Here is a 19,830-nt window from a genome sequence, read left to right on the forward strand (position 1 = left end):
CCTGGGGACCAGAGCGTCCCCGGCGCGGGCACGGGGCGCGTTTGGGGCGGGCGCCAAGATCGCCCCCGGTGAACTCTTGACGGCGGGACCTCAGCCCCCTGCGAGGTAGGCCACGTCAACGGTAGGCTGACCCTGCAATTGGTCAATCTCACCTAGGAGCACCAAGTGGCCCTCATCGAGACAGTTCACGCCCGCGAGATCCTGGACTCCCGTGGCAACCCGACCCTTGAGGTCGAGATCCTCCTGGAGGACGGCACCAGTGCCCGTGCCGCCGTCCCCTCCGGTGCCTCCACCGGTGCCTTCGAGGCCGTCGAGCTGCGCGACGGCGACAAGGGCCGTTACGACGGCAAGGGCGTGGAGAAGGCCGTTGACAACGTCAACGACATTATCGCCCCCGAGGTCATCGGCTTCGACGCCTCCGACCAGCGCGGCCTCGACCGCCTCATGATCGACCTCGACGGCACCCCCAACAAGGGCAAGCTGGGCGCCAACGCCATCCTGGGCGTCTCCCTGGCCGCCGCCAAGGCCTCCGCCGAGTCCGCCGGCCTGGAGCTCTTCCAGTACATCGGCGGCCCTAACGCCCACGTCCTGCCCGTGCCCATGATGAACATCATGAACGGCGGTGCCCACGCCGACTCCGACGTGGACATCCAGGAGTTCATGATCGCCCCCATCGGCGCCCCCACCTTCCGTGAGGCCCTGCGCTGGGGCGCCGAGGTCTACCACTCCCTCAAGAAGGTCGTCAAGGAGCGGGGCCTGTCCACCGGCCTGGGCGACGAGGGCGGCTTCGCCCCCAACCTCGACTCCAACCGCGAGGCCCTGGAGCTCATTGTCGAGGCGATCGAGAAGGCCGGCTACAAGCCCGGCCACGACGTCGCCCTGGCCATGGACGTGGCCTCCAGCGAGTTCTTCGACAACGAGACCAAGACCTACCTGTTCGAGGGCGAGGCCCGCGACAACGACTACATGGTCGCCTACTACGAGCAGCTCATCAGGGACTTCCCGATCGTCTCCATCGAGGACCCGCTCTCCGAGGACGAGTGGGAGCACTGGAAGCGCCTGACCGAGGAGATCGGCGACAGGGTCCAGATCGTCGGTGACGACTTCTTCGTGACCAACCCCGAGCGCCTCGCCAAGGGCATCGCCATGAGCGCCGCCAACGCCCTGCTGGTCAAGGTCAACCAGATCGGCTCCCTGACCGAGACCCTGGAGGCCGTGGAGATGGCCCACCGCGCCGGCTACAAGACCATGACCTCCCACCGCTCCGGCGAGACCGAGGACGTCACCATCGCCGACCTGGCCGTGGCCACCAACTCCGGCCAGATCAAGACCGGCGCCCCCGCCCGCGGCGAGCGCGTCAACAAGTACAACCAGCTCCTGCGCATCGAGGAGGCCCTGGGCGACGACGCCGTCTACGCCGGCGCCAAGGCCTTCCCCCGCTTCAAGGCCTGAGGCGGTCCGTCCTCCAGGGGCCTGCGCCCCTGGAGGACGCGGGTAGGGCCGCCCACCTTGGTGGTGCGGCCGTTGCCCTCCCGGAATGCGCCCCTGGGCGCGGGTAGGGCCACCAGCCGGGGCCTGCGCCTTAGGCTGGCCCTCCACCGGTGGGGCCGGGGCACGTGCCCCGGCCCCACCGGCGTCAGCTCCGGGCGCCGGGAGCGGAGCCGGTGCGAGGAACCGGGCGCAGGGTTGGCGCAGGGAGGGAGCCAGCGGCCCCACCGGCCCCGCAGACGCACGGGCGGGCTTGAGGCTCGACCGTGCGAACCGCACTCTCCGCGGGCGGCCCACGCCGGTAGCGGCCCCACCGGCGGTGCCGGGGCCTGGTGTCGGTCACCACCGGGCCCGCCCACGGCACGCCACCGGCCCCCATGTAGACTTACCCCTGGCAGGCCTGGTCAGGTACCGTGCGCCGCATGCCCGAGCCCCAGGAGGTCCCCGCCTTGACACCGAGCGCGTCCGTCATCGTCCCCAGCTACCGGGGCGAGGCCAGGCTACCGGTCCTGCTGGGCGGGCTCGCGCAGCAGGACACCACGGACTTCGAGGTCGTCGTCGTCATCGACGGCGAGGTCGACGCCTCGGCCGCCGTCCTGGCCGGCCTGGGGGAGTCCACCGGACTGGACCTGGACGTCATCGTCTTCCCCCGCAACCGGGGGCGCGTGGCCGCCCTCAACGCGGGGCACGCCGCCGCCCGCGGGGAGGTCCTCATACGCTGCGACGACGACCTGCTGCCCGCGCCCGACTTCGTCAGCGGGCACGTGGCCCGCCACGCCCACCACGGGCCGCGCGGCGTGGTCGCCCTGGCCAACGACGTCATGCCCGACTCCCCCTACGCGCGCGCCTACGGGGTGCGGTCCATGGACCACCTCATCGCCTCGGCCTACGCGGGGGACATTGAGCCCTGGCGCCTGTGGTCGGCCAACTGCTCCCTGACCCGGGGCACCTGGGAGCAGGTGGGGGAGTACTCCCAGGAGTACGCCCACTACGGCATGGAGGACACCGACTACGGCTACCGGCTCCACCAGGCCGGGATCCCGCTGGTCATCGCCCCCGAGCTGCAGGTGGCCCACCTGGGCGCCCCGACGTCCACCCACGACCGGGTCATGCGCGCCTTCCACTCCGGGGCCTCCCGGCGCACCTTCGAGGCCCGGCACGGCTCGGCCCTGTCACTCCCGTCGGCGGGCACGGGCCCCTGGGGGCGCCTGGTGGACGGGCTCTCCCGGGCCGGGGACGAGCCCCGCTACGAGCGGGCCACCCGTGCCGTGGACCGCCTCCTGCCCTACGTGCCCCGGTACGTGGCCGAGAAGCTCGTGGCCCTGTGCGTGGAGTCCGCCTCCCTGGCCGGCTACCGGCACGCCCAGGACGTCACCGCCAGCTTCTAGCCCGCCTTCCACCCCCACCACCGAGTGTTAAGGAAACCGATGAAGCGTCTTGTGATATCCCCGCACATGGATGACGAGTCCATGGGCTGCGGCGGCCTCCTGGCCAAGTACGGCCCGGAGTGCCTGGTCCTCAATGTGGCGGGCTCGGGCCAGGTGCGTGAACGTGAGCACGCCGCCGCCATGGAGATCCTGGGCGTGACCAACGTGCGTAACCTGGACTACCCCGACGGCTACGTCCACGACCACATGGCGCGGCTGGTGGCCGACGTCGACGCCGTCATGGCCGAGCACCACCCCGAGGAGGTCTACCTTCCCTACCCCTCCCTGCACCAGGACCACATCGCCGCCTACGAGGCCGGGATGCGCTCCTGCCGCATGTCCATGAGCCACCTGCACTGGTACCCGCCCATGGTCTACGTCTACGACGTCGCCGTCTACGACCTCTCCCTCTACCCCACCGACCTGCGCTGGAACGTGTTCGAGGAGCTCACCGCCGCCCAGGCCGAGGCCAAGGAGCGGGCCTGCCAGTGCTACGTCTCCGAGACCCCGGAGGGCCCCCACCCCCTGACCTCCATTAAGCAGATCGCCGCCGCGGTGGGCCGCACCCACCAGATGGACTACGCCGAGCAGTACGCCCTCGTCAGGGAGATCCGCCGATGACCACCGTCGCCATCCACCAGCCAGACCTCCTGCCCTACTCCGGCTTCTGGTACAAGATGATCCACAGCGACGTCTTCATCCTGGCCGTGCACGACCAGTTCCAGAAGCACGGCTACCAGCGCCGGGTGACCATGCGCGGGCGCTGGGCCTCCCACATCCTGGAGGGCAAGCCCGCCCTCATCCCGATCGAGGACGTGGTGGTCCGCGAGGGCTGGCAGCGCCACCTCACCAACGTCATCCGGGGGCGGTACTCGGCCGCGCGCTACTTTAAGACCCGCGGGCGCGAGCTGTGCGAGCGCATTGAGGCCGCCCAGGGCAGGAGCCTGGACGAGGTCAACACCGCCATGATCGAGATCGTGCGTGACATGCTGGGGATCACCACCCCCCTGGTCACCACGCCCCCGCCCCAGGGCCACAACGTGGCCCGCCTCATTGAGCAGGTCTCCATGGTCGACGGCGACGTCTACCTCTCCGGCTCCGGCGGCCTGGCCTACATGGGCCCGGACGCCCCCCAGGTGTTCCGTGAGCACGGTATCGAGCTGACCTGGTCCCGCCACGAGCACCTTACCGGCGACTCGGTGGTCACCCTCCTGCTGGACGAGGAGGACCCCATGCCCGCCATCCTCCACGAGCACGAGGGGTAGTGGGTGCGGACCACGTCCACGGCCTCCGGGCGGTCGGGCAACGCCGTCCCCGGGAGGCGGGACCAGCGTCCCGTGCCCCGTCGGCGTCCTGACGCGCCCCACCGCCGTCCCGCGCCCCGTACCGGTGGCGTCTGGAGGGGGCCGCTCGCCCCGGCGGCCTGGCCGTCCCTGACCGGGCGGCAGCGGCTGACCTACCTGGCGGTCCTCCTGGCCGGGACTATCTGGCTCATGGTGCCGCGGCTCTACGGTGCGTTCACCGCTCACGTCCACAAGGAGGACGGGGAGATCTTCCTCCACGGCTCGCTCACCGGCGCCAGCCTGCTGGAGCGCTACACCGGCTACCTCCACGTGGTCCCCCGGCTGATCAGCAACGCCTGCGCGCAGGGACCCGCTGAGGCCTACCCGGTGTGCGTGGCCTCCGCGAGCGCGTCACTCAGGCTCCTGCTGGCCCTGCTGGTGATCGTGGTCGTCACGCCCTGCACCCGAGCGTGGTGGGCCCCGCTGGCGTGCGGCGCCCTGGCCCTGTTCGGCGGGGTCGGCCAGCAGGAGGTGCTGGGCAACCTCACCAACCTGCGGTGGTTCCTCGTGGTCGGCGCCACCTTCGCGCTGCTGGGGGCCCTCAGGCGGCCGGGGCACGTCCTGCTGGGGGTCCTCTTCGTCACCGGGGCGGCCCTGACCGACCCGCTGGCCTTCGCCCTGGCCCCGGTCGCCCTGTGGCGGCTGGCGGCCCTGAGCGGCCGCCAGCGCCTGGTGCCCGCCGCCATGCTGCTGGCTCTGATGCTCCACGGCGCCCTCATTGACACCACGGCCCGCTCCTCCTCGCTCCTGGACTCCCTGCGGGACGACCCCACGGGGCTGGCCGGGACGGTCGTGGTCCGGGGGCCCGCCGAGGCGGCCCTGGGCGAGTCCGTCAGCCAGGCCCTCACCAACCTCCTGGGGACGGGGGTGTTCTCGGTGCTCGTGCTCGTCGGCTACGCCCTGGTGCTCCTGGTGCTCCTGCCCGGCGCCCCGGCGCAGACCCGGTGGCTGGTGGCCCTCCTCCTGGCGGCCGGTACCGCGTTCCTGGCCGCGACGGTCAACTTCGCCGACCTCTCCACCATCCTGCCGTCCCAGGGCCTGGCCAACGCCTCCCGGTACGCCCTCATCCCCTCCCTGACCATAGGACCCGCCCTGGTCCTCCTGGCCGATCGGGCGGGGCCGGGGCGCCTGGCGCGTGCGGTCTCGGGCGGCCTGGTGCTGGTCATGGCCCTGGGGTGCGTGGCGGACTCCCGGGGGGACGAGTGGGCCACCCACGGGCCCTCCTGGCCGGACACGCTCACCCAGGCCCGCCGGACCTGCCAGGAGGAGGGCGTGACGACCGTGACCGTCCCGCTGACCCCCCAGGGGGTGCCCACGCCCTGGACGGCTGTCCTCACGTGCCAGTGGGTCCAGGGGCACCAGGACGCCGCGGGGTCGGCGGCGCCGGACCCCGGCCAGTACCCGACGCACCCGTGACCTACGCCATAGGTCCTGGTGCCCTGGGCGGGCCCAGGGCCACGACGTGAGCGACCCGCCGTCCCCGGTGGACGCCCTCGTACCCGGCTCTCAGGCAGGATCGGGGCCATGAGACAGCGCCGACCCGCCCCTGCCCGACCTCGGTCAGTCGCACCCCGGGGGAGGGAGGACGCCGCCGACCCCGCACCCGACGCCCCCCGGGCCGGTACGCCCCGGCCGGCGGCCCGCCCCGCCCCTGGCGAGCGGGCGACGGCGTCCCCGGAGCAGGAGCCGGGTGAGCGCCCCGGAGCATCGTCCGCCGCCCGGAACGTGCGCCTGGCCGGTGACGGGGGGCTGTCGCGTACGACCAAGACGGTGATCATGGGCATTACCCTCGTCTTCGCCGGCGTCGTCATGTTCCGCACCGTCACCGCCTACCTCTACCAGCGCGCCCAGTACGACCTGGTGGTCTCCCAGGTCGCCTCCGCCCAGGCCACCGCCACCGCCCTGGAGTCCGAGCTCGCCCAGTGGCAGGACGACGCCTATGTCAAGGCCCAGGCCCGTGAGCGCCTGTCCTACGTCATGCCGGGGGAGACGAGCTACGTCGTCGTGGGCGCCGACAGCGTGACCAGGCCCCCGGGCCAGGGCGGCGCGGACCCCCAGGAGACCGCCGTGCCCTGGTACGAGGTCCTGCGCCAGTCGGCCGTGGTCGCCGGGGAGGTCACGCCCCAGAAGCCTGCCCAGCCCTCCGAGCCGGCCCGCCAGGGGTGGACCACGCAGGTCCCGGTGGTCCCCACCGCCGACCCCAGCAGCTCACCGGCCCCCAGCACCCCCCAGCCGGGGACGCCCGACCAGGACGGCTCCGAGCCGGCCGCCCCCGACCCCCAGGACGAGGACCGGTCGGACGACGGGGCAGGGCGTGCCCCCGCCACCGGGGCCCCCCAGGGGCAGGACGACGTCCCGTGACCCCCGGCACCGTGGGGCCCCCGGTCCCCGACCCGGACTCCCAGGAGGTCACCCTCCAGGACCTGGCGGCCCTGGAGGAGCAGCTCGGGCGCGTCCCGCGCGGCGTGGTGGGCGTCGCCGCCCGCTGCGTGTGCGGCCGCCCGGTGGTGGCGCGCACCGCCCCCCGCCTGCCTGACGGCTCCCCCTTCCCCACGACCTACTACCTCACCCACCCGGCGGCCGTGCGGGGCTGCTCCACCCTGGAGGCCGAGCACCTCATGGAGGAGTACAACGCCCGCCTGGGTGCCGACCCGTCCCTGGCCGCCGCCTACGCCGCGGCCCACGAGGACTACCTGGCCCGCAGGGCCGTCCTGGGCAGGCCCGAGGAGATCGAGGGGGTCAGCGCGGGCGGCATGCCCACCCGCGTCAAGTGCCTCCACGCGCTGCTGGGCCACTCCCTGGCGGTGGGGCCCGGCGTCAACCCTGTCGGTGACCTCACCCTGGCGGCGCTGGCCGCCCGGGGCCTGTGGGAGGCCACCCGCTGCTACTGCTGATACTGTCGGACTGTCTGGCGGGTACGAGGGACGCCGCGGCCTGCCGTACACCCGCACCGCGGAACCACCGGAGGACACCATGACCCGCGTCGCTGCCATTGACTGCGGTACCAACACGATCCGGCTGCTGGTCGCCGACCTCGTCCACACCGGGCAGGCCGTGACCCTGAGCGACGTCACCCGCAGCGGGCGGATCGTCCGGCTCGGGGTGGGCGTGGACCGCACCGGGTACCTGGACCAGGCCGCCCTGGAGCGCACCCTGGAGGCCACGGCGGACTTCGCCCGGGTGGTGGGGGAGCTGGGGGCGGAGCGCGTGCGCTTTATCGCCACGTCCGCCACCCGCGACGCGCGCAACCGGGAGGACTTCACCGCCGGGGTGCGCCGGGTCCTGGGGGTGGAGCCCGAGGTCGTCAGCGGTCAGGAGGAGGCCGAGCTCGCCTACCTCGGCTCCCTGGTGGGTGCCGCCCCCGCCCCCGCCGGCTCCGCGCGCCTCGTGGTGGACCTGGGGGGCGGCTCCACCGAGCTCGTCCTGGGCCGCCGACGCCCCGAGGCCCTCCACTCCATGCAGACCGGCTCGGTGAGGATCACGGAGCGCTACCTGGCCGGGGGCGTCACCCCCCAGGCGGAGGCGGCCGCCCGAGCCGACGTGCGCGCCCGCATCCAGGAGGCGGGCGGGGACGTCGACCTGGGGGCCACCGGGGCCCTGGTGGGCCTGGCCGGCACCATTACCACGGTCACCGCCCACGCCCTGGGCCTGGACGCCTTTGACGCGAGCGCCATCGCCGCCGCCCGCCTGGACGTGGAGGCGGTCCTGGCCTCCTGCGACGCCCTGGTGCACTCCACGCCCGCCCAGCGTGAGGCCATGGGCTTCCTCGCCCCCGGGCGCCGTGACGTCATTGCCGCCGGGGCCCTGGTGTGGAGCGAGGTCGTGGCACGGGTGGTGGCCGACACCGCCCGCACCGACCACCCGGTGACGGTGGTCTCCACCTCCGTCCACGACATCCTTGACGGTATCGCCCTGTCACAGATCTAAGGAGTCCAGGAAGACCATGAGCCGTGAGCCCCTGCCCGCCGCGCGCGGGAACGACGAGCCCGACCGGGGCGCCGCGAGCCCGCTGGGTGGCGCCGTGAGCCTGCTGGGTTATACGTCCGAGCCCGTTGCGAGCCCGTTGGACAGTGCCTCCGTCAACACCGTGAGCCCGCCGGACCGCACGTCGGAGTCTGCCGGGGGCTCACCGGGTGGTGTCTCCTCCCCCGCCGGGGGCTCGCTGGGTGGTGCCTCCGGCTCCGCCGTGAGCCCGCTGGAGGACTGCGACCCTGACGAGGGCCGACCGATGGTGCGCGTCCGCCGGTGGGGCGGGGCGCTCGTCGGCGGTGAGGTCCCCCTCCTCGCCGTCTCCACCACCGCACCCACCCTCGCCGGCTGCCTGGACCAGGTGCTGGCCGCCCGGCGGGCCGGGGCCGATGTCGTCGAGCTGCGGGGGGACCTGCTCCAGGAGGTCCAGGAGGCTGGCGGCGGCGATCCCCGGCTCCTGGCCCGGCTCCTGGCCCGGGCCGCCGACGCCGTCGTGCGGGCGCTGGAGGACGCCGACGCTGGTGCCGCGGCGAGCCCGGTGCCAGGTGCCGTGGTTGGTTCGGTGCCAGGTGCCGCGCCGGGGGCCGCCGAGGAGGCGGAGGGGCGGGTGACGCGCCCCGGGGTCCTGGTGACCCTGAGGACCCGCTCCCAGGGCGGGGGCCTTGACCTGGACCGTAGCGGCTACCGCGCGGTCCTGGGCGCCCTGGCGGAGGGCTACCTGGAGGGGGCCGGGCTGCGCCGCCCCGACGCCGTCGACGTCGAGGCCTACTGCGCCGGCCTGTACGTCCCGGGAGGGCGCGACCTGGAGGAGGCCAGGGCCGACCTGCGTCTCCTGGCGGGCCTGGTCCACCGCGCCGGCCTGGACGTGGTCGCCTCCTGCCACGACCTCTCCGGCACCCCCGAGGAGGACGAGACCATGGACCTGCTGATCGACATGCAGGACGACGGCGCCGACGTGGTCAAGCTGGCCGCCACCCCCCACGACGCCGTCGACGTGGCCCGGCTCCTGAACGCCACCGCCTGCGCCCGGGAGATCCTGAGCGTGCCCCTGGTCACCATGTCCATGGGGGAGCAGGGGGCCGTGACCCGGGTCGCCGGGGGCGTGTTCGGCTCGGCCCTCACGTTCGTCCTGGTGCCCGGGCCCGACGGCTCCTGGACTCCCTCGGCCCCCGGTCAGCTGCCCATTGAGTCGGTCCGGGCGGTCCACGAGGTGCTGGGCCTGCACCGGGGGGCGGGCGCGGGTTACGAGGTGGCTGCGGGGCCTCGTGGGCATACCATGTGCCCATGACTACGCTGACGAGCCAGGGGCCCGCGACGCGAGGCGTCCCCGTCGGTGTGCGCACGCACCTGGCCCACGCCGCGCTCCAGGTGATCGCCCAGGAGGCCCGTGTCCAGGTCCTCCACGTCAAGGGCCCCGCGGTCGACCCCAGCCTGGGGCGCCCCCTGCGCTCGGCCACCGACGCCGACGTCGTCGTCCGGCCCACGCAGGTGGCCCGCTACGTGGAGGCCCTGGCGGACCACGGCTGGGAGCACGTCACCAGCTTCGCCACCGGCTCGGTCTTTGAGCACGCCGCGACCTTCTACCACCCCTCCTGGGGCTACGCCGACGTCCACCGGGTCTTCCCGGGCATGACCGCCACCCAGGCCTTCGCCGTGCTGTGGGCGAACCGGCGCCTGCAGGCGGTCGCCGGCCTGCCCTGCCCGGTCCCCTCCCTGACCGCCCAGCGCCTCCTGCTGCTCCTGCACGTGGCCCGCAACGGGTCCGGGAGCCTCGACCCGGACTACGAGCGCGCCTGGGTGCGGGCCGACGCCGCCGAGCGCGCCCGTATCCGGCGGCTCGCCGTGTCCGTGGGGGCCCAGGTGGGGCTGGCCGCCGCCCTGGGCGAGCTCGACCGCTACGCCGCCGACCCCGCGCACGACCTCTGGTTCGTCCTGGCCCACGGGGGCACCTCCCGCCTGGAGGAGTGGCGTGCCCGCTTCCGCGCCGCCCCGGGGCCGGCCGCCAAGACCAGGGTCGTGGCCCGCTCCCTGCTGGTCAACACCGACCACCTGGCCATGCGCCTGGGCAGGCGCCCCTCGCACGGGGAGGTGGCCGCCGAGTTCGCCGGGCGCCTGACCCGGGCCGTCGGTGAGGTCCGCACCTTCCTGCACCGTACCGACCACGAGAGGAGGCAGACATGAGCTACCGGCTCCCCGAGCGCCTGGCCTGGGTGGACGACGCCTCCGGCGGTGAGGACGCGAACGTCTACCTTGCCCACGTACCTGACGGCCAGCCCCTGGTCCTGAGCGGCTCCGCCCGCTCCATCTGGCTGGTCGCCCAGGAGTCCCGGGACGCCCAGGAGGTGGCCGCCGTGCTGGCCGACGCCGTGGGCCTCCCGGCCTCGCGCATCGCCCCCGAGGTGAGCGCCTTCCTGGACGAGCTGGTCACCGACGGCCTGCTGGAGGAGGTCCCGTGAGCGCGACCTCCGGGCGGCGCGCCTCCCGCGGACACGCCCGCCGTGAGCGGCTCGACATCCACGCCGGTGGCGGCGTCTTCGGGGACACGGCGCCCAGCAGCCGGGGCAACCGGCCCCGGCGCCTCCTGCGCCACCTGGTCCCCACGGGCGGCTCCGCCCCCCGGCGCCACGGTGGGGCACCCCGGGTGCTCATGGTGTGCACCGCCAACATCTCCCGCAGCCCCTACGCCGAGATGCGGCTGCGCCAGCTGCTGGGCTCCGGTGAGACCTGGGCGGTCACCAGCGCCGGGGTCCCCGGCCTGGTGGACCAGCCCATGGAGCCCGCCATGTCCGCCCAGGCCCGCGAGCGGGGGGTGAGCCCCGAGGAGGTCGCCGCCCACCGCTCCCAGCCCGTGGACCAGCGGATCCTGGACCGCAGCGCGCTCATTATCTGCATGGCGGTCGAGCACCGGCGCCGGCTCGTGGAGGACTACCCCGAGGTCACCGGCCGCTGCTTCACCCTGGGGCAGCTGGTGGAGGCCGTCCAGGGCCTGGAGCCGCCCGGCGGCGGGCGACGGGCCCGCAGGATATCGGCCTCCGTCCTGGTGTCCGCCCTGGGGGCGCGGTGCCCCGCGCCCGACGAGTCCGCCGACGTGCCCGACCCCTTCCGACGGGGGACGGAGTTCGCCGCCGGGGTCGCCCAGCGCATTGACGCGGACTTGATCACGCTTGTCCCGTTCCTCCTGCGGTAGGGGCCACGGCGTTGGTAGCGTGACCTCGGGTAGGCCGTCACGGGTCCCCCGGCCCCAGTGCAGACCAGGAAGGGAAGCTGCCCTCGTGACCATTCAGGACTTTCTGCGGTTGATGAAGGTCAACGCGGTCTTTATTATCTGCTGCGTCGTCGTAGGGGGGCTCCTGGGCTTCGGGTACGCCAAGACCCAGCCCAAGCTCTACCAGAGCTCCGCGCAGGCCACGATCGTCATCGCCGGCACGGACGCCTGGAGCGCCAACTCCGTGGCCCAGCAGAAGGCGGGCGTGTTCGCCAAGCTCGCCGGCTCGGCGGCCGTGGCCCAGTCCGTGTCCCAGTCCCTGGGTCTGCAGGATCTCGGCGGCTCCCTCACCGGCGCGGCCGAGCCGTCCTCCCCGATCGTCACCATTACGGCGGTCTCCTCGGACCCGAGCCGGGCACGGGACCTGGCCAACGCCGCCATCCCCGCCCTGGGCAGCTACATCGCCTCCCTGGAGGCCATTGGCTCCGGGCAGAGCCCGTCGCCTGCTGACGCCCAGCCCCCAGCAGCCGGCTCCGACCAGCCCTCCACGCCGTCCCCCGCTGACGAGCAGCCTGCCGCCCCTGAGCCCGCCACCCCCGAGCCCAGGCAGGAGGAGCCCAGGGGCGGTAACCAGGACGAGGGCGCGAACCCGGGCACCGGTGAGAGGCGCTCCACCCCCGGCCGCGGTAACGGCACCGGTGAGGAGAAGGAGGACGCAGCCGCCGACGCCCAGGCGCGCGTCGTGCCCGCCGTGGCCGGTACCGGGGCGAGCCTCGTGCCCGCCGTGGCCGGCGCGCCGCAGGCCGCCGTCGGGCAGGCCGGTGTTGGGCAGGCCGGGCAGGCCGCTCCCGCGGCTCCCGCCACCGCCGCCCCGACCGACGAGACCTACAACAGCCAGACCCGCCTGGTCGCCCTGGAGCCCGCCCAGCTGCCCGGGGCCCCCTTCTCCCCCGACACCACCAAGCTCGCCGGCATGGGGGGCGCTGGCGGGCTGGCCCTGGGACTCGCCGTCGCCTTCCTGCGCCGTGCCCTGGACAACAAGATCCGCCACAACTCCGACATTGAGGACATCCTCCAGTCCTCGGTCCTGGCCGTGGTGCCCCGCTCCACCGACCTGAGCGCCAAGGGGCGCAGGAACGTGGACGGCCTGGGCCAGGCCGCCGAGGCCATCCGCCTGCTGCGCACCAACCTGCGCTTCGTGGACGTGGACAACCCGCCGCGCGCCATTGTCATGACCTCCGCCAACCCCGGGGAGGGCAAGTCCACCATCTCGGCGGTCCTGGCGCAGATGCTCGCCGCCTCCGGGCAGCGCACCATCCTGGTGGACACCGACCTGCGCAAGCCCGTGGTCCACCGCATCTTCGACATTGACGGCTCAGTGGGCCTGACCCAGGTCCTGGCCGGGGACGTGCCCGTGTCCGACGTCGCCCAGTTCGTCAAGGGCCACCCCCACCTCAGGGTCATCCCCGCCGGGCGGATCCCGCCCAACCCCTCCGAGCTCCTGGGCTCCCAGCGCATGAAGGCCCTGCTGGACAGGCTCTCCCAGGAGGCGGTCGTGCTCCTGGACGCCCCCCCGCTCCTGCCGGTGACCGACGCCGCGCTCCTGTCGGCCCTGGCCGACGGCGCCATCCTCACCTTCGAGGTCGGGGGCACCTACAAGGAGCAGGCGCGCCTGACGGGCAAGATCCTGGGGCAGGTTGACGCCCGGCTGCTGGGGGTGGTGCTCAACCGCGCCTCGCGCCGGTCCATGGGCTCGGTCTACTACGGCTACGGCTACGGCAGTTACGGGCACCACTACTACTACGGCGAGCGGCCACGGGGCTGGCGCCGTCTGCTGCCGGGAGGCCGTCGGCACACACGCCACCAGGAGCCCGCCGAGACCCAGGAGCACGTCCCAGCCGCCTCCTGACCGCCCCCGGCCCTCCTGCCCGGCCGCCTCGCGAGAACGGTACTTGTTCGTCGTGAGAACGGTACTTGTTTGTCGCGAGAACGGTACTTGTTTGCCGTGAGAACGGTACTTATTGCTCGTGAGAACGGGGGCGTGGCCGGGTGGCCGGTTCACATGGCGGCATGAGGTCCTGGGCTGGCCCTGCCCGGGGGCCGGGCCCACTATCCGTTCGGGTGGGTCACGGCCCCACTATCCGCTCAGATGCTGGCATGCCGGGGAGCACGCCACCGCGGGCAACCACCCCGACACCCCGCCCCTCGGGCCTTGGTACGCCGGGGGAGCGCCGTGACCAGTCCTCAAAGACCCGTTGAGCGGCTCCGAGGTCCTGGCGTGGCGGGGAGCACCCCGTGGCGTCACCCGTCCTGCGAGCTCTCCGTAGCCGGAGCCCTGGTGTGGCGGGGAGCACCCGCCGCCTGGGAGCCCCGAGACAATGTCCCGTCCGGAGCCATGCGGTAGGGAGCGCCTCTCTCGTCCTGGGCCCTCAGGCTGGGGGGCGCGCAGGACCAGAGCGGCAGCGACCGAGACCACTTTAGGAGACCACGTAGGTAGCGCACCCCGGCTTCCTGTGCCGGAGGACGCCGTCGCCCTGAAGCAGGCCTCCCGTTCTCACGACGAACAAGTACCGTTCTCACGGGCAACAAGTACCGTTCTCACGGGCAACAAGTACCGTTCTCACGGGCAACAAGTACCGTTCTCGCGGGCAACAAGTACCGTTCTCGCGGCGAATAAGTACCGTTCTCGCGGGAGGCGGGGGCAGGGCGGGCGGTCAGTTCACCACCCCTCCCAGCACATTGAGCTTGTCGGGATGCTCGGCCACGTACTGGCTGATCGAGTCCGTCTGGAAGGCCCGGGACACCTCGGCCAGGGTGACGGCGTCGAGCAGCACGATCGACTGCCCGTCAGCACTGGTGGAGATGCCCTGGACGGGGGCCTGGAAGAAGTTCACGTTGCTGCTGCGTATCCCGGTCATGGAGCTGGCCAGGTCGATCATGGCCGAGGTGGTCAGGGCGTCGTCCACGGCCACCGTCTTGGTCACCGTCTCAATGAGGCCAGCCAGCTTCACGGGGTCCGTGAGAGTCCCGCCGTCGACCGCGGCCTTGAGGATGGAGCGCATCCAGTTCTGCTGGCGCTTAATACGGCCGAAGTCCCCGTCCGGCAGGGTGTAGCGCTCCCGGGCGTAGACGAGGGCCTGCTCGCCGGTGAGCCTGTGGGCCCCGGGGGCCAGGACGTTGTCCGAGCTCGCGGCGTCCTGCCTGCCGGTGAGGTCCAGGGGCTGGGTCAGGGTGATATCGACCCCGCCCAGCTCGTCGGTCAGGGCCTTGAAGGACTCAAAATTCGCAATGGCGAAATGGTCAATATGGATCCCGGTGACGTTCTCCACCGTCCGGATCAGCAGCGTGGGGCCTCCCCAGGAGTAGGCGGCGTTGATCTTGGCCCGCGAGTCGTGGTCCACGACGTCGTTGGCCGGGATCGTCACCCAGGAGTCGCGCGGGATGGACATAACGTTGACCCTCTTCCGGTCCCCGCTGATCTGCATGACCATAATCGTGTCGGTGCGCTGGGCACCCACCTCCCACTGGGAGGGATCCTTGGAGTCGATCCGGGAGTCCGAGCCCAGGACCAGGAAGGTGACGGGCTGGCCGGCCGCGCCGGTGGCGTAGGGAGGGCGGCTCCCCAGGCCCGCGAAGGGGTCGCCCAGGTGCTCGATGCCGCCCAGGAGGCTGCGGATGAACAGGACCAGCCCGATCCCGGTCCCCGCAATGAGCGCCAGGAGCACCAGCAGCACCGTGGCCGCCTTGTGCCGGACCACCCAGGGGCGGCGCCTGTGGTGGTGGTGCCTGGCCGAGATCTCCTTGCGCTGGGGCGGGGGGCCCTCGAACAGGGGGGCGGAGTGCTCCAGGCGGTCCATGAACAGCTCGTTGGAGGCGTCGTCCAGGGGCACCTCGGCGGTTCGCCGGGTCCTCCGATCGGCTCTGCGAGGGTGACGATCGGAGGAAGGCCGGTCGGCGGAGGCGGGACTGCCGTGTGGGCCCTCGCCGGAGGGGCCGTGGTCCGAAGGACGGACGTGAGAGGGACGATCGGAGGATGAGTCAGACACGGATGACCTCTCGAAGGGCTTGTTGCGGCGGACGATGACGCTGGGCCGACGGTGGCCCGGGAGACAGGCCGCAGCGCGGCGGCCTACGCGTCACGCTATCATCACCGTGTTCGCACCCCCGACCCTGAGGGAGCTCTTGTGCTTCTCACACTCATGGGGCAGACCGTTGACCTAGACCTCTCCCAGCTCCCGCTGCCGGTCGCCCAGAGGCTTGAGGACGCGTGGCTGCCCTGCGCCACGACGGCGTCGGACAGGGACCCTGCCCCCGCCCCGTTCTCAGTCACGGTCCTGCCGCCCTCGGCTGCAGCCAGCGCCCGGCCCCACGACCTGGTCCTGCACACCCTGGAGAGGGACGTGACCTACTGCGTCTCCCAGCACCTGACCCGGTGGCTCATTAGCAAGGCGGCTGGTGACTACCTCATGCTCCACGCCGCGGGCCTGCGCGCCCCCGACGGGCGCGTGGTGGGCGTCATCGCGCCCTCGGGGACAGGTAAGACCACCTTCTGCTCGGTCCTGGGGAACCGGTTCGGCTACGTGACCGACGAGACCCTCGTCATTACCCCGGGGACCCTGGACGTCATCCCCTACCCCAAGCCCCTGTCCGTCGTCGGACCCGAGGCGAGGCGCACCAAGGTGGACCACTCCCCGTCGGCCCTCGGCCTGGAGGCCGTCACCTCGCCCACGCCCCTGGGCGCCCTGGTCCTGGCCGAGCGGGTCAGGAGCGGCAACACCCTGGTGCCCATGAGGCTGGAGGAGATCATGGAGCCGGTCATCGCCCAGACCTCCTCCCTGTTCGCCCTGCCCTCCCCCCTCCTGACCCTGGCCCAGGCCCTGACCCTGGCGGGCGGGCCCTGGCGTCTGAACTTCTCCAGCCAGGAGGAGTGTGCCTCCCTCCTGGCTGGCCTGCCCGCCTGTGAGGCGGCGCCTGCCTCCTTCACCCACGTGCCGGGGGCCGGTGACGCCCACACCGCGCTCAGCGGCCAGGACTGCGGCCCGCTCGCGGAGGGGGACCGTTTTGTGCGCACCACCTGGACCGACGCCGTGGTCACCGAGGACGCCGTGGTGCTCCTCTACGGGCGGCTGCCCGTGACGCTGGGGGGCGCGGGTGCCGTCATCTGGCTCGCCTGCCAGGAGCCGACGGGCATGGAGGTGATCCACCGCGCCGTCGTGGAGCGGCTGGGGGGCCACCCGCGTGCCCGGCTGCTGGTGGAGGAGGCTCTCATATCGCTCATTGTCGGCGGCGTCATCCGCCTGTGCTGAGGTGGGGCGGGCCCGGCCGACCGCGGCGCCCGCCCCTCTCCGCGAGAACGGTACTTATTGCTCGTGAGAACGGTACTTGTTTCCCGTGAAACCGGTACTTGTTCGTCGCGAGAACGGTACTTGTTTCCCGTGAAACCGGTACTTGTTTGTCGTGAGAACGGTACTTATTGCTCGTGAGAACGGGGTGCTCACAGCAGGCTCCCAGGAATGTCCCGGCCTACGCGGACGCCCGGCTCTTCGGACCCGCTCCCGGTTCTCCACACCACTGCACCGGCCGTCCCACAAGCCTCACCACCCGCCCGGGACCTGCCCCGGTCACCGGAGACGTACCCTAGATGCCCTTCCAGGGTACGTTCTCGGCACACGGGGCACGTCTCCGGCGAACGCAGTCAGATCCCGACGCGAACCAGGTAGGGCAGGCGTCAGAGCTGGCCGGGAGGTTGTGGCCGGGAGGTTGCTGGCCCCGCGCGTCTGCGTCGGTCAGGACACAGGTGCGGCAGGTGCACCGGCGCACCCCCGTTCTCACGACGAACAAGTACCGTTCTCACGACGAACAAGTACCGTTCTCACGACGAACAAGTACCGTTCTCGCGGAAGAGAGAGGGGCGGGCGGAGGGGTGGCTGGGTTCACCGCGCCCGTGAGGGCCTGGGACGACGTCGTCCCGTAGGATCGCGGTAATACCCCGGCGAGGGACACGCGCGTGCGTGCATCCGTGATCGACGTGGTGGTGCCTCAGGGTGCTGCGCGTCCTCGCGCCCCGCCGGACCACCGACCCGCGGGGCCCTCCCCGCGCCGACCCGAGGAGAACCCGTGGCTGACAACGCCATTAAGCTCACCGCCACCAACCGCACCCGCCTGGGCAAGGGCGCCTCCCGCCAGGCCCGCCGTGACGGGCAGGTCCCCGCCGTCGTCTACGGCCACGGCGCTGAGCCCCGTCACCTGCTGCTGGACGAGCACGCCACCCGCATGGCCCTGCGCGGTAACGAGAACGCCCTCATTGAGCTGTCCGTGGAGGGCCAGCCCCTTCTGGTGCTGACCAAGGAGGTCCAGCGCCACCCCATCCGCCCCGGCGTGCAGCACGTGGACTTCCTCCTGGTCAACCGCAACGAGCGCGTCGAGGTCGAGGTGCCGGTGACCGTCATCGGTGAGGCCGTGCCCTCCACCATGCACATTATCGAGCTCGCCCACGTGCTCCTGTCCGCCCCGGTGACCAGCATCCCCGAGACCATTGAGGTAGACGTCACCGGCGTGCAGGCCGGTACCGCCATCCGTGTCGCGGACCTTACCCTGCCCCAGGGCGTGGAGGCGGTCACGGAGGCCGAGACCGACATTGTCAATATCACCGAGGACAACACCGTCGTCGAGGAGACCGAGGCCCCCGCCGACGCTGCCGAGGCCCAGTGAGGGCCTGCCCCGACACCACCTGCCCGGGCGACGCCGTCGCGGCGGGTACGTGCCCAGGCGGTGCCAGCGCCTGCCGGTACGCCAGCCGCACCGGGTACGCCAGGCGCGCTGGGCAGACCCGAAGGCCCGGGCAGACCCGCTGTAGCCCAGTTGGTCCCCACCCCGGGGTCCTGCCGTGAGCGCGCCCTGGCTCGTCGTGGGCCTGGGCAACCCTGAGCCCCGGTACGCCCGCAACCGCCACAATATCGGCCGTATGGTCATCGACCTGCTGGTGGGGCGTACCGGGGCCACCCTGTCACGGCACAGGACCCGCGCCCGGGTGGCCGAGGTCCGGCTGGGGCTCCTGCCCGGTGGGGCGCCCGGGCCGCGCGCGGTCCTGGCGGAGCCCACCGCGTTCATGAACGTCTCCGGGGGGCCGGTCAGGGCCCTGACGCAGTTCTACGGCCTGGGGGCTGAGCGCCTGCTCGTCATCCACGACGACCTCGACCTGCCCGAGCACACCCTGCGTCTCAAGCGCGGTGGCGGTGAGGGCGGTCACAACGGGCTGCGTTCGGTCTCCCAGGCCCTGGGGACACGCGACTACGCCCGCCTGCGGGTGGGGATCGGGCGCCCGCCGGGACGACAGGACGTGGCCGACTTCGTGCTCACCGACCTGCCGCCCCGGTCCCGGGCCCAGTGGGGCGTCACCCTGGAGCAGGCGGCCGACGCCGTCCAGGCCGTGGTGCTTAAGGGGTTTGAGCGGGCCCAGGCCGTCCTGCACGCCCCCTGACGTGCCGGGCGCAGGCGTCCAGGAACCGGACGTGGGTACTCCGGGAGAGGCTGGCCCCGTCAAGCCCGGGGAACCCCGGGCAAGGGCCGGACGTGGGCGCCCGGGAGAGGCGGACCGCCGGGCAACCGCCACGGGCGCTGTCCTGGTGACGGCGGCGAGTCGTCCAGGAGGGGCCGGGACGGGCAACCGCCACAGGCGCTGTCCGGCGGTCCGCGGCGAGTCGGAAAGGGCTGACGCCAGGCTAGGACATGAGCCCCGTCTCGTAGGCCACGACGACGGCCTGGACCCGGTCGCGCACCTCCAGCTTGGCCAGCACATTCCCCACGTGGGTCTTGACCGTCGTAGCGGAGACCACCAGGTGGGCGGCGATCTCCGCGTTGGACAGGCCCTGCGCCATGAGCACCAGGATCTCCCCCTCCCGGGGGGTCAGGGAGGCGATCCGGGGGTCCGGGGCGCTCTGGGCCCCGCCGTCGGAGGGGAGCTGCCCGGCGAACATCTCCAGCATGCGCCGGGTAATGCGCGGGGAGACCACGGCCTCACCGCCCGCCACCGTACGCACCGCCTCGGCGAGCTCGGCGGGGCGGGTGTCCTTGAGCAGGAACCCGCTGGCCCCCGCGCGCAGCCCGGCGAAGGCGTACTCGTCCAGGTCGAAGGTGGTCAGGATGAGGATCCGCGTGCCCGGGCACTGGGCGGTGATCGCCGCGGTGGCGTCGATCCCGTTCATGCCCGGCATGCGCACGTCCATGAGGATGACGTCGGGGCGCAGGGCGCGCGCCTGGGACAGGGCGGCGTGGCCGTCGGCGGCCTCACCCACCACCTCAATGCCCTCCTCGGCGTCGAGCACCATGCGGAAGCCCATGCGCATGAGGGCCTGGTCGTCGGCCAGGACCACGCGCACCGGCCTGCCGTCGGCCGGTG

18 protein-coding genes are annotated in these 19,830 nt (G+C 72.7%); 16 read left to right on the forward strand and 2 right to left on the reverse strand.

The genetic code is table 11. From position 1 onward, the window contains the following. The first annotated feature begins 165 nt into the window (after positions 1-165). The 13 genes from eno to C3V41_RS10480 all read left to right on the forward strand — a co-directional run bounded on the left by eno (position 166) and on the right by C3V41_RS10480 (position 13,341). On the forward strand, positions 166-1,452 hold the full coding sequence (gene eno, locus C3V41_RS10420; RefSeq protein ID WP_106110197.1) for a phosphopyruvate hydratase: 1,287 nt from the start codon (positions 166-168) through the stop codon (positions 1,450-1,452). 458 nt (positions 1,453-1,910) lie between these two features. Continuing rightward, positions 1,911-2,876 carry a glycosyltransferase family 2 protein gene (locus C3V41_RS10425; protein ID WP_106110198.1) on the forward strand — a complete coding sequence of 322 codons (966 nt, stop codon included), beginning with the start codon at positions 1,911-1,913 and terminating at the stop codon, positions 2,874-2,876. Between the two features lie 39 nt (positions 2,877-2,915). After that, positions 2,916-3,536, forward strand: a complete 621-nt coding sequence (locus C3V41_RS10430) for a PIG-L deacetylase family protein (protein WP_106110199.1) — start codon at positions 2,916-2,918, stop codon at positions 3,534-3,536. Then, positions 3,533-4,180, forward strand: a complete 648-nt coding sequence (locus C3V41_RS10435; protein WP_106110200.1) for a WbqC family protein — start codon at positions 3,533-3,535, stop codon at positions 4,178-4,180. Before C3V41_RS10430 ends, C3V41_RS10435 begins: the two co-directional genes overlap by 4 nt. A gap of 3 nt (positions 4,181-4,183) precedes the next feature. Next, positions 4,184-5,674: a hypothetical protein gene (locus C3V41_RS10440; protein ID WP_106110201.1), complete on the forward strand. Its 1,491-nt coding sequence runs from the start codon at positions 4,184-4,186 to the stop codon at positions 5,672-5,674. Positions 5,675-5,782: 108 nt separating this feature from the next. After that, the gene (locus C3V41_RS10445; protein ID WP_129591572.1) at positions 5,783-6,619 is read left to right on the forward strand and encodes an FtsB family cell division protein; all 837 of its coding nucleotides are present in this window, start codon (positions 5,783-5,785) and stop codon (positions 6,617-6,619) included. Continuing rightward, complete coding sequence (locus tag C3V41_RS10450) at positions 6,616-7,152, forward strand: DUF501 domain-containing protein (RefSeq protein ID WP_106110202.1); 537 nt, start codon at positions 6,616-6,618, stop codon at positions 7,150-7,152. Before C3V41_RS10445 ends, C3V41_RS10450 begins: the two co-directional genes overlap by 4 nt. 79 nt (positions 7,153-7,231) lie before the next feature. Next, the gene (locus tag C3V41_RS10455) at positions 7,232-8,185 is read left to right on the forward strand and encodes a Ppx/GppA phosphatase family protein (RefSeq protein WP_106110203.1); all 954 of its coding nucleotides are present in this window, start codon (positions 7,232-7,234) and stop codon (positions 8,183-8,185) included. Positions 8,186-8,201: 16 nt separating this feature from the next. Beyond that, on the forward strand, positions 8,202-9,515 hold the full coding sequence (locus C3V41_RS10460; protein ID WP_254423573.1) for a type I 3-dehydroquinate dehydratase: 1,314 nt from the start codon (positions 8,202-8,204) through the stop codon (positions 9,513-9,515). Beyond that, entirely contained in the window at positions 9,512-10,408 is an 897-nt protein-coding gene (locus C3V41_RS10465; protein ID WP_106110204.1) for a nucleotidyltransferase family protein, read from the forward strand. Before C3V41_RS10460 ends, C3V41_RS10465 begins: the two co-directional genes overlap by 4 nt. Further along, the gene (locus tag C3V41_RS10470; protein WP_106110205.1) at positions 10,405-10,683 is read left to right on the forward strand and encodes a PqqD family protein; all 279 of its coding nucleotides are present in this window, start codon (positions 10,405-10,407) and stop codon (positions 10,681-10,683) included. Before C3V41_RS10465 ends, C3V41_RS10470 begins: the two co-directional genes overlap by 4 nt. Beyond that, positions 10,680-11,414 (forward strand): arsenate reductase/protein-tyrosine-phosphatase family protein, encoded by a 735-nt coding sequence (locus C3V41_RS10475; RefSeq protein ID WP_106110206.1) that lies wholly within the window; start codon positions 10,680-10,682, stop codon positions 11,412-11,414. Before C3V41_RS10470 ends, C3V41_RS10475 begins: the two co-directional genes overlap by 4 nt. An 85-nt stretch (positions 11,415-11,499) precedes the next feature. Continuing rightward, positions 11,500-13,341 (forward strand): polysaccharide biosynthesis tyrosine autokinase, encoded by a 1,842-nt coding sequence (locus C3V41_RS10480; RefSeq protein ID WP_129591573.1) that lies wholly within the window; start codon positions 11,500-11,502, stop codon positions 13,339-13,341. Positions 13,342-14,146: 805 nt separating this feature from the next. Here the strand turns inward: C3V41_RS10480 and C3V41_RS10485 are convergent. Continuing rightward, on the reverse strand, positions 14,147-15,322 hold the full coding sequence (locus tag C3V41_RS10485; RefSeq protein WP_254423574.1) for an LCP family protein: 1,176 nt from the start codon (positions 15,320-15,322) through the stop codon (positions 14,147-14,149). A 294-nt stretch (positions 15,323-15,616) separates the two neighbouring features. Here C3V41_RS10485 and C3V41_RS10490 point away from each other — a divergent pair, with 294 nt between their 5' ends. The 3 genes from C3V41_RS10490 to pth all read left to right on the forward strand — a co-directional run bounded on the left by C3V41_RS10490 (position 15,617) and on the right by pth (position 18,912). Further along, a complete protein-coding gene (locus C3V41_RS10490) occupies positions 15,617-16,738 on the forward strand; it encodes a hypothetical protein (RefSeq protein WP_129591574.1) in 1,122 nt (373 codons plus the stop codon). 811 nt (positions 16,739-17,549) lie between these two features. Further along, complete coding sequence (locus C3V41_RS10495) at positions 17,550-18,143, forward strand: 50S ribosomal protein L25/general stress protein Ctc (protein ID WP_106110209.1); 594 nt, start codon at positions 17,550-17,552, stop codon at positions 18,141-18,143. 175 nt (positions 18,144-18,318) lie between these two features. Further along, positions 18,319-18,912, forward strand: a complete 594-nt coding sequence (pth, locus tag C3V41_RS10500; RefSeq protein WP_106110210.1) for an aminoacyl-tRNA hydrolase — start codon at positions 18,319-18,321, stop codon at positions 18,910-18,912. A gap of 241 nt (positions 18,913-19,153) precedes the next feature. Here pth and C3V41_RS10505 read toward each other — a convergent pair whose 3' ends face one another. Beyond that, positions 19,154-19,777, reverse strand: coding sequence for a response regulator (locus C3V41_RS10505; RefSeq protein ID WP_254423749.1), 624 nt, complete (start codon positions 19,775-19,777; stop codon positions 19,154-19,156). Between the last annotated feature and the right edge of the window lie 53 nt (positions 19,778-19,830).

This window comes from Actinomyces sp. oral taxon 897 (assembly GCF_002999235.1).
Lineage (GTDB): Bacteria > Actinomycetota > Actinomycetes > Actinomycetales > Actinomycetaceae > Actinomyces.

Excerpts from the sequence above, each read along its gene's own strand:
- C3V41_RS10425 (WP_106110198.1), top strand. The coding sequence starts at position 1,911 with ATGCCCGAGCCCCAGGAGGTCCCCGCCTTGACACCGAGCGCGTCCGTC.
- C3V41_RS10430 (WP_106110199.1), top strand. The coding sequence starts at position 2,916 with ATGAAGCGTCTTGTGATATCCCCGCACATGGATGACGAGTCCATGGGC.
- C3V41_RS10435 (WP_106110200.1), top strand. The coding sequence starts at position 3,533 with ATGACCACCGTCGCCATCCACCAGCCAGACCTCCTGCCCTACTCCGGC.
- C3V41_RS10445 (WP_129591572.1), top strand. The coding sequence starts at position 5,783 with ATGAGACAGCGCCGACCCGCCCCTGCCCGACCTCGGTCAGTCGCACCC.
- C3V41_RS10455 (WP_106110203.1), top strand. The coding sequence starts at position 7,232 with ATGACCCGCGTCGCTGCCATTGACTGCGGTACCAACACGATCCGGCTG.
- C3V41_RS10460 (WP_254423573.1), top strand. The coding sequence starts at position 8,202 with ATGAGCCGTGAGCCCCTGCCCGCCGCGCGCGGGAACGACGAGCCCGAC.
- C3V41_RS10465 (WP_106110204.1), top strand. The coding sequence starts at position 9,512 with ATGACTACGCTGACGAGCCAGGGGCCCGCGACGCGAGGCGTCCCCGTC.
- C3V41_RS10470 (WP_106110205.1), top strand. The coding sequence starts at position 10,405 with ATGAGCTACCGGCTCCCCGAGCGCCTGGCCTGGGTGGACGACGCCTCC.
- C3V41_RS10505 (WP_254423749.1), bottom strand. The coding sequence starts at position 19,777 with ATGCGCATGGGCTTCCGCATGGTGCTCGACGCCGAGGAGGGCATTGAG.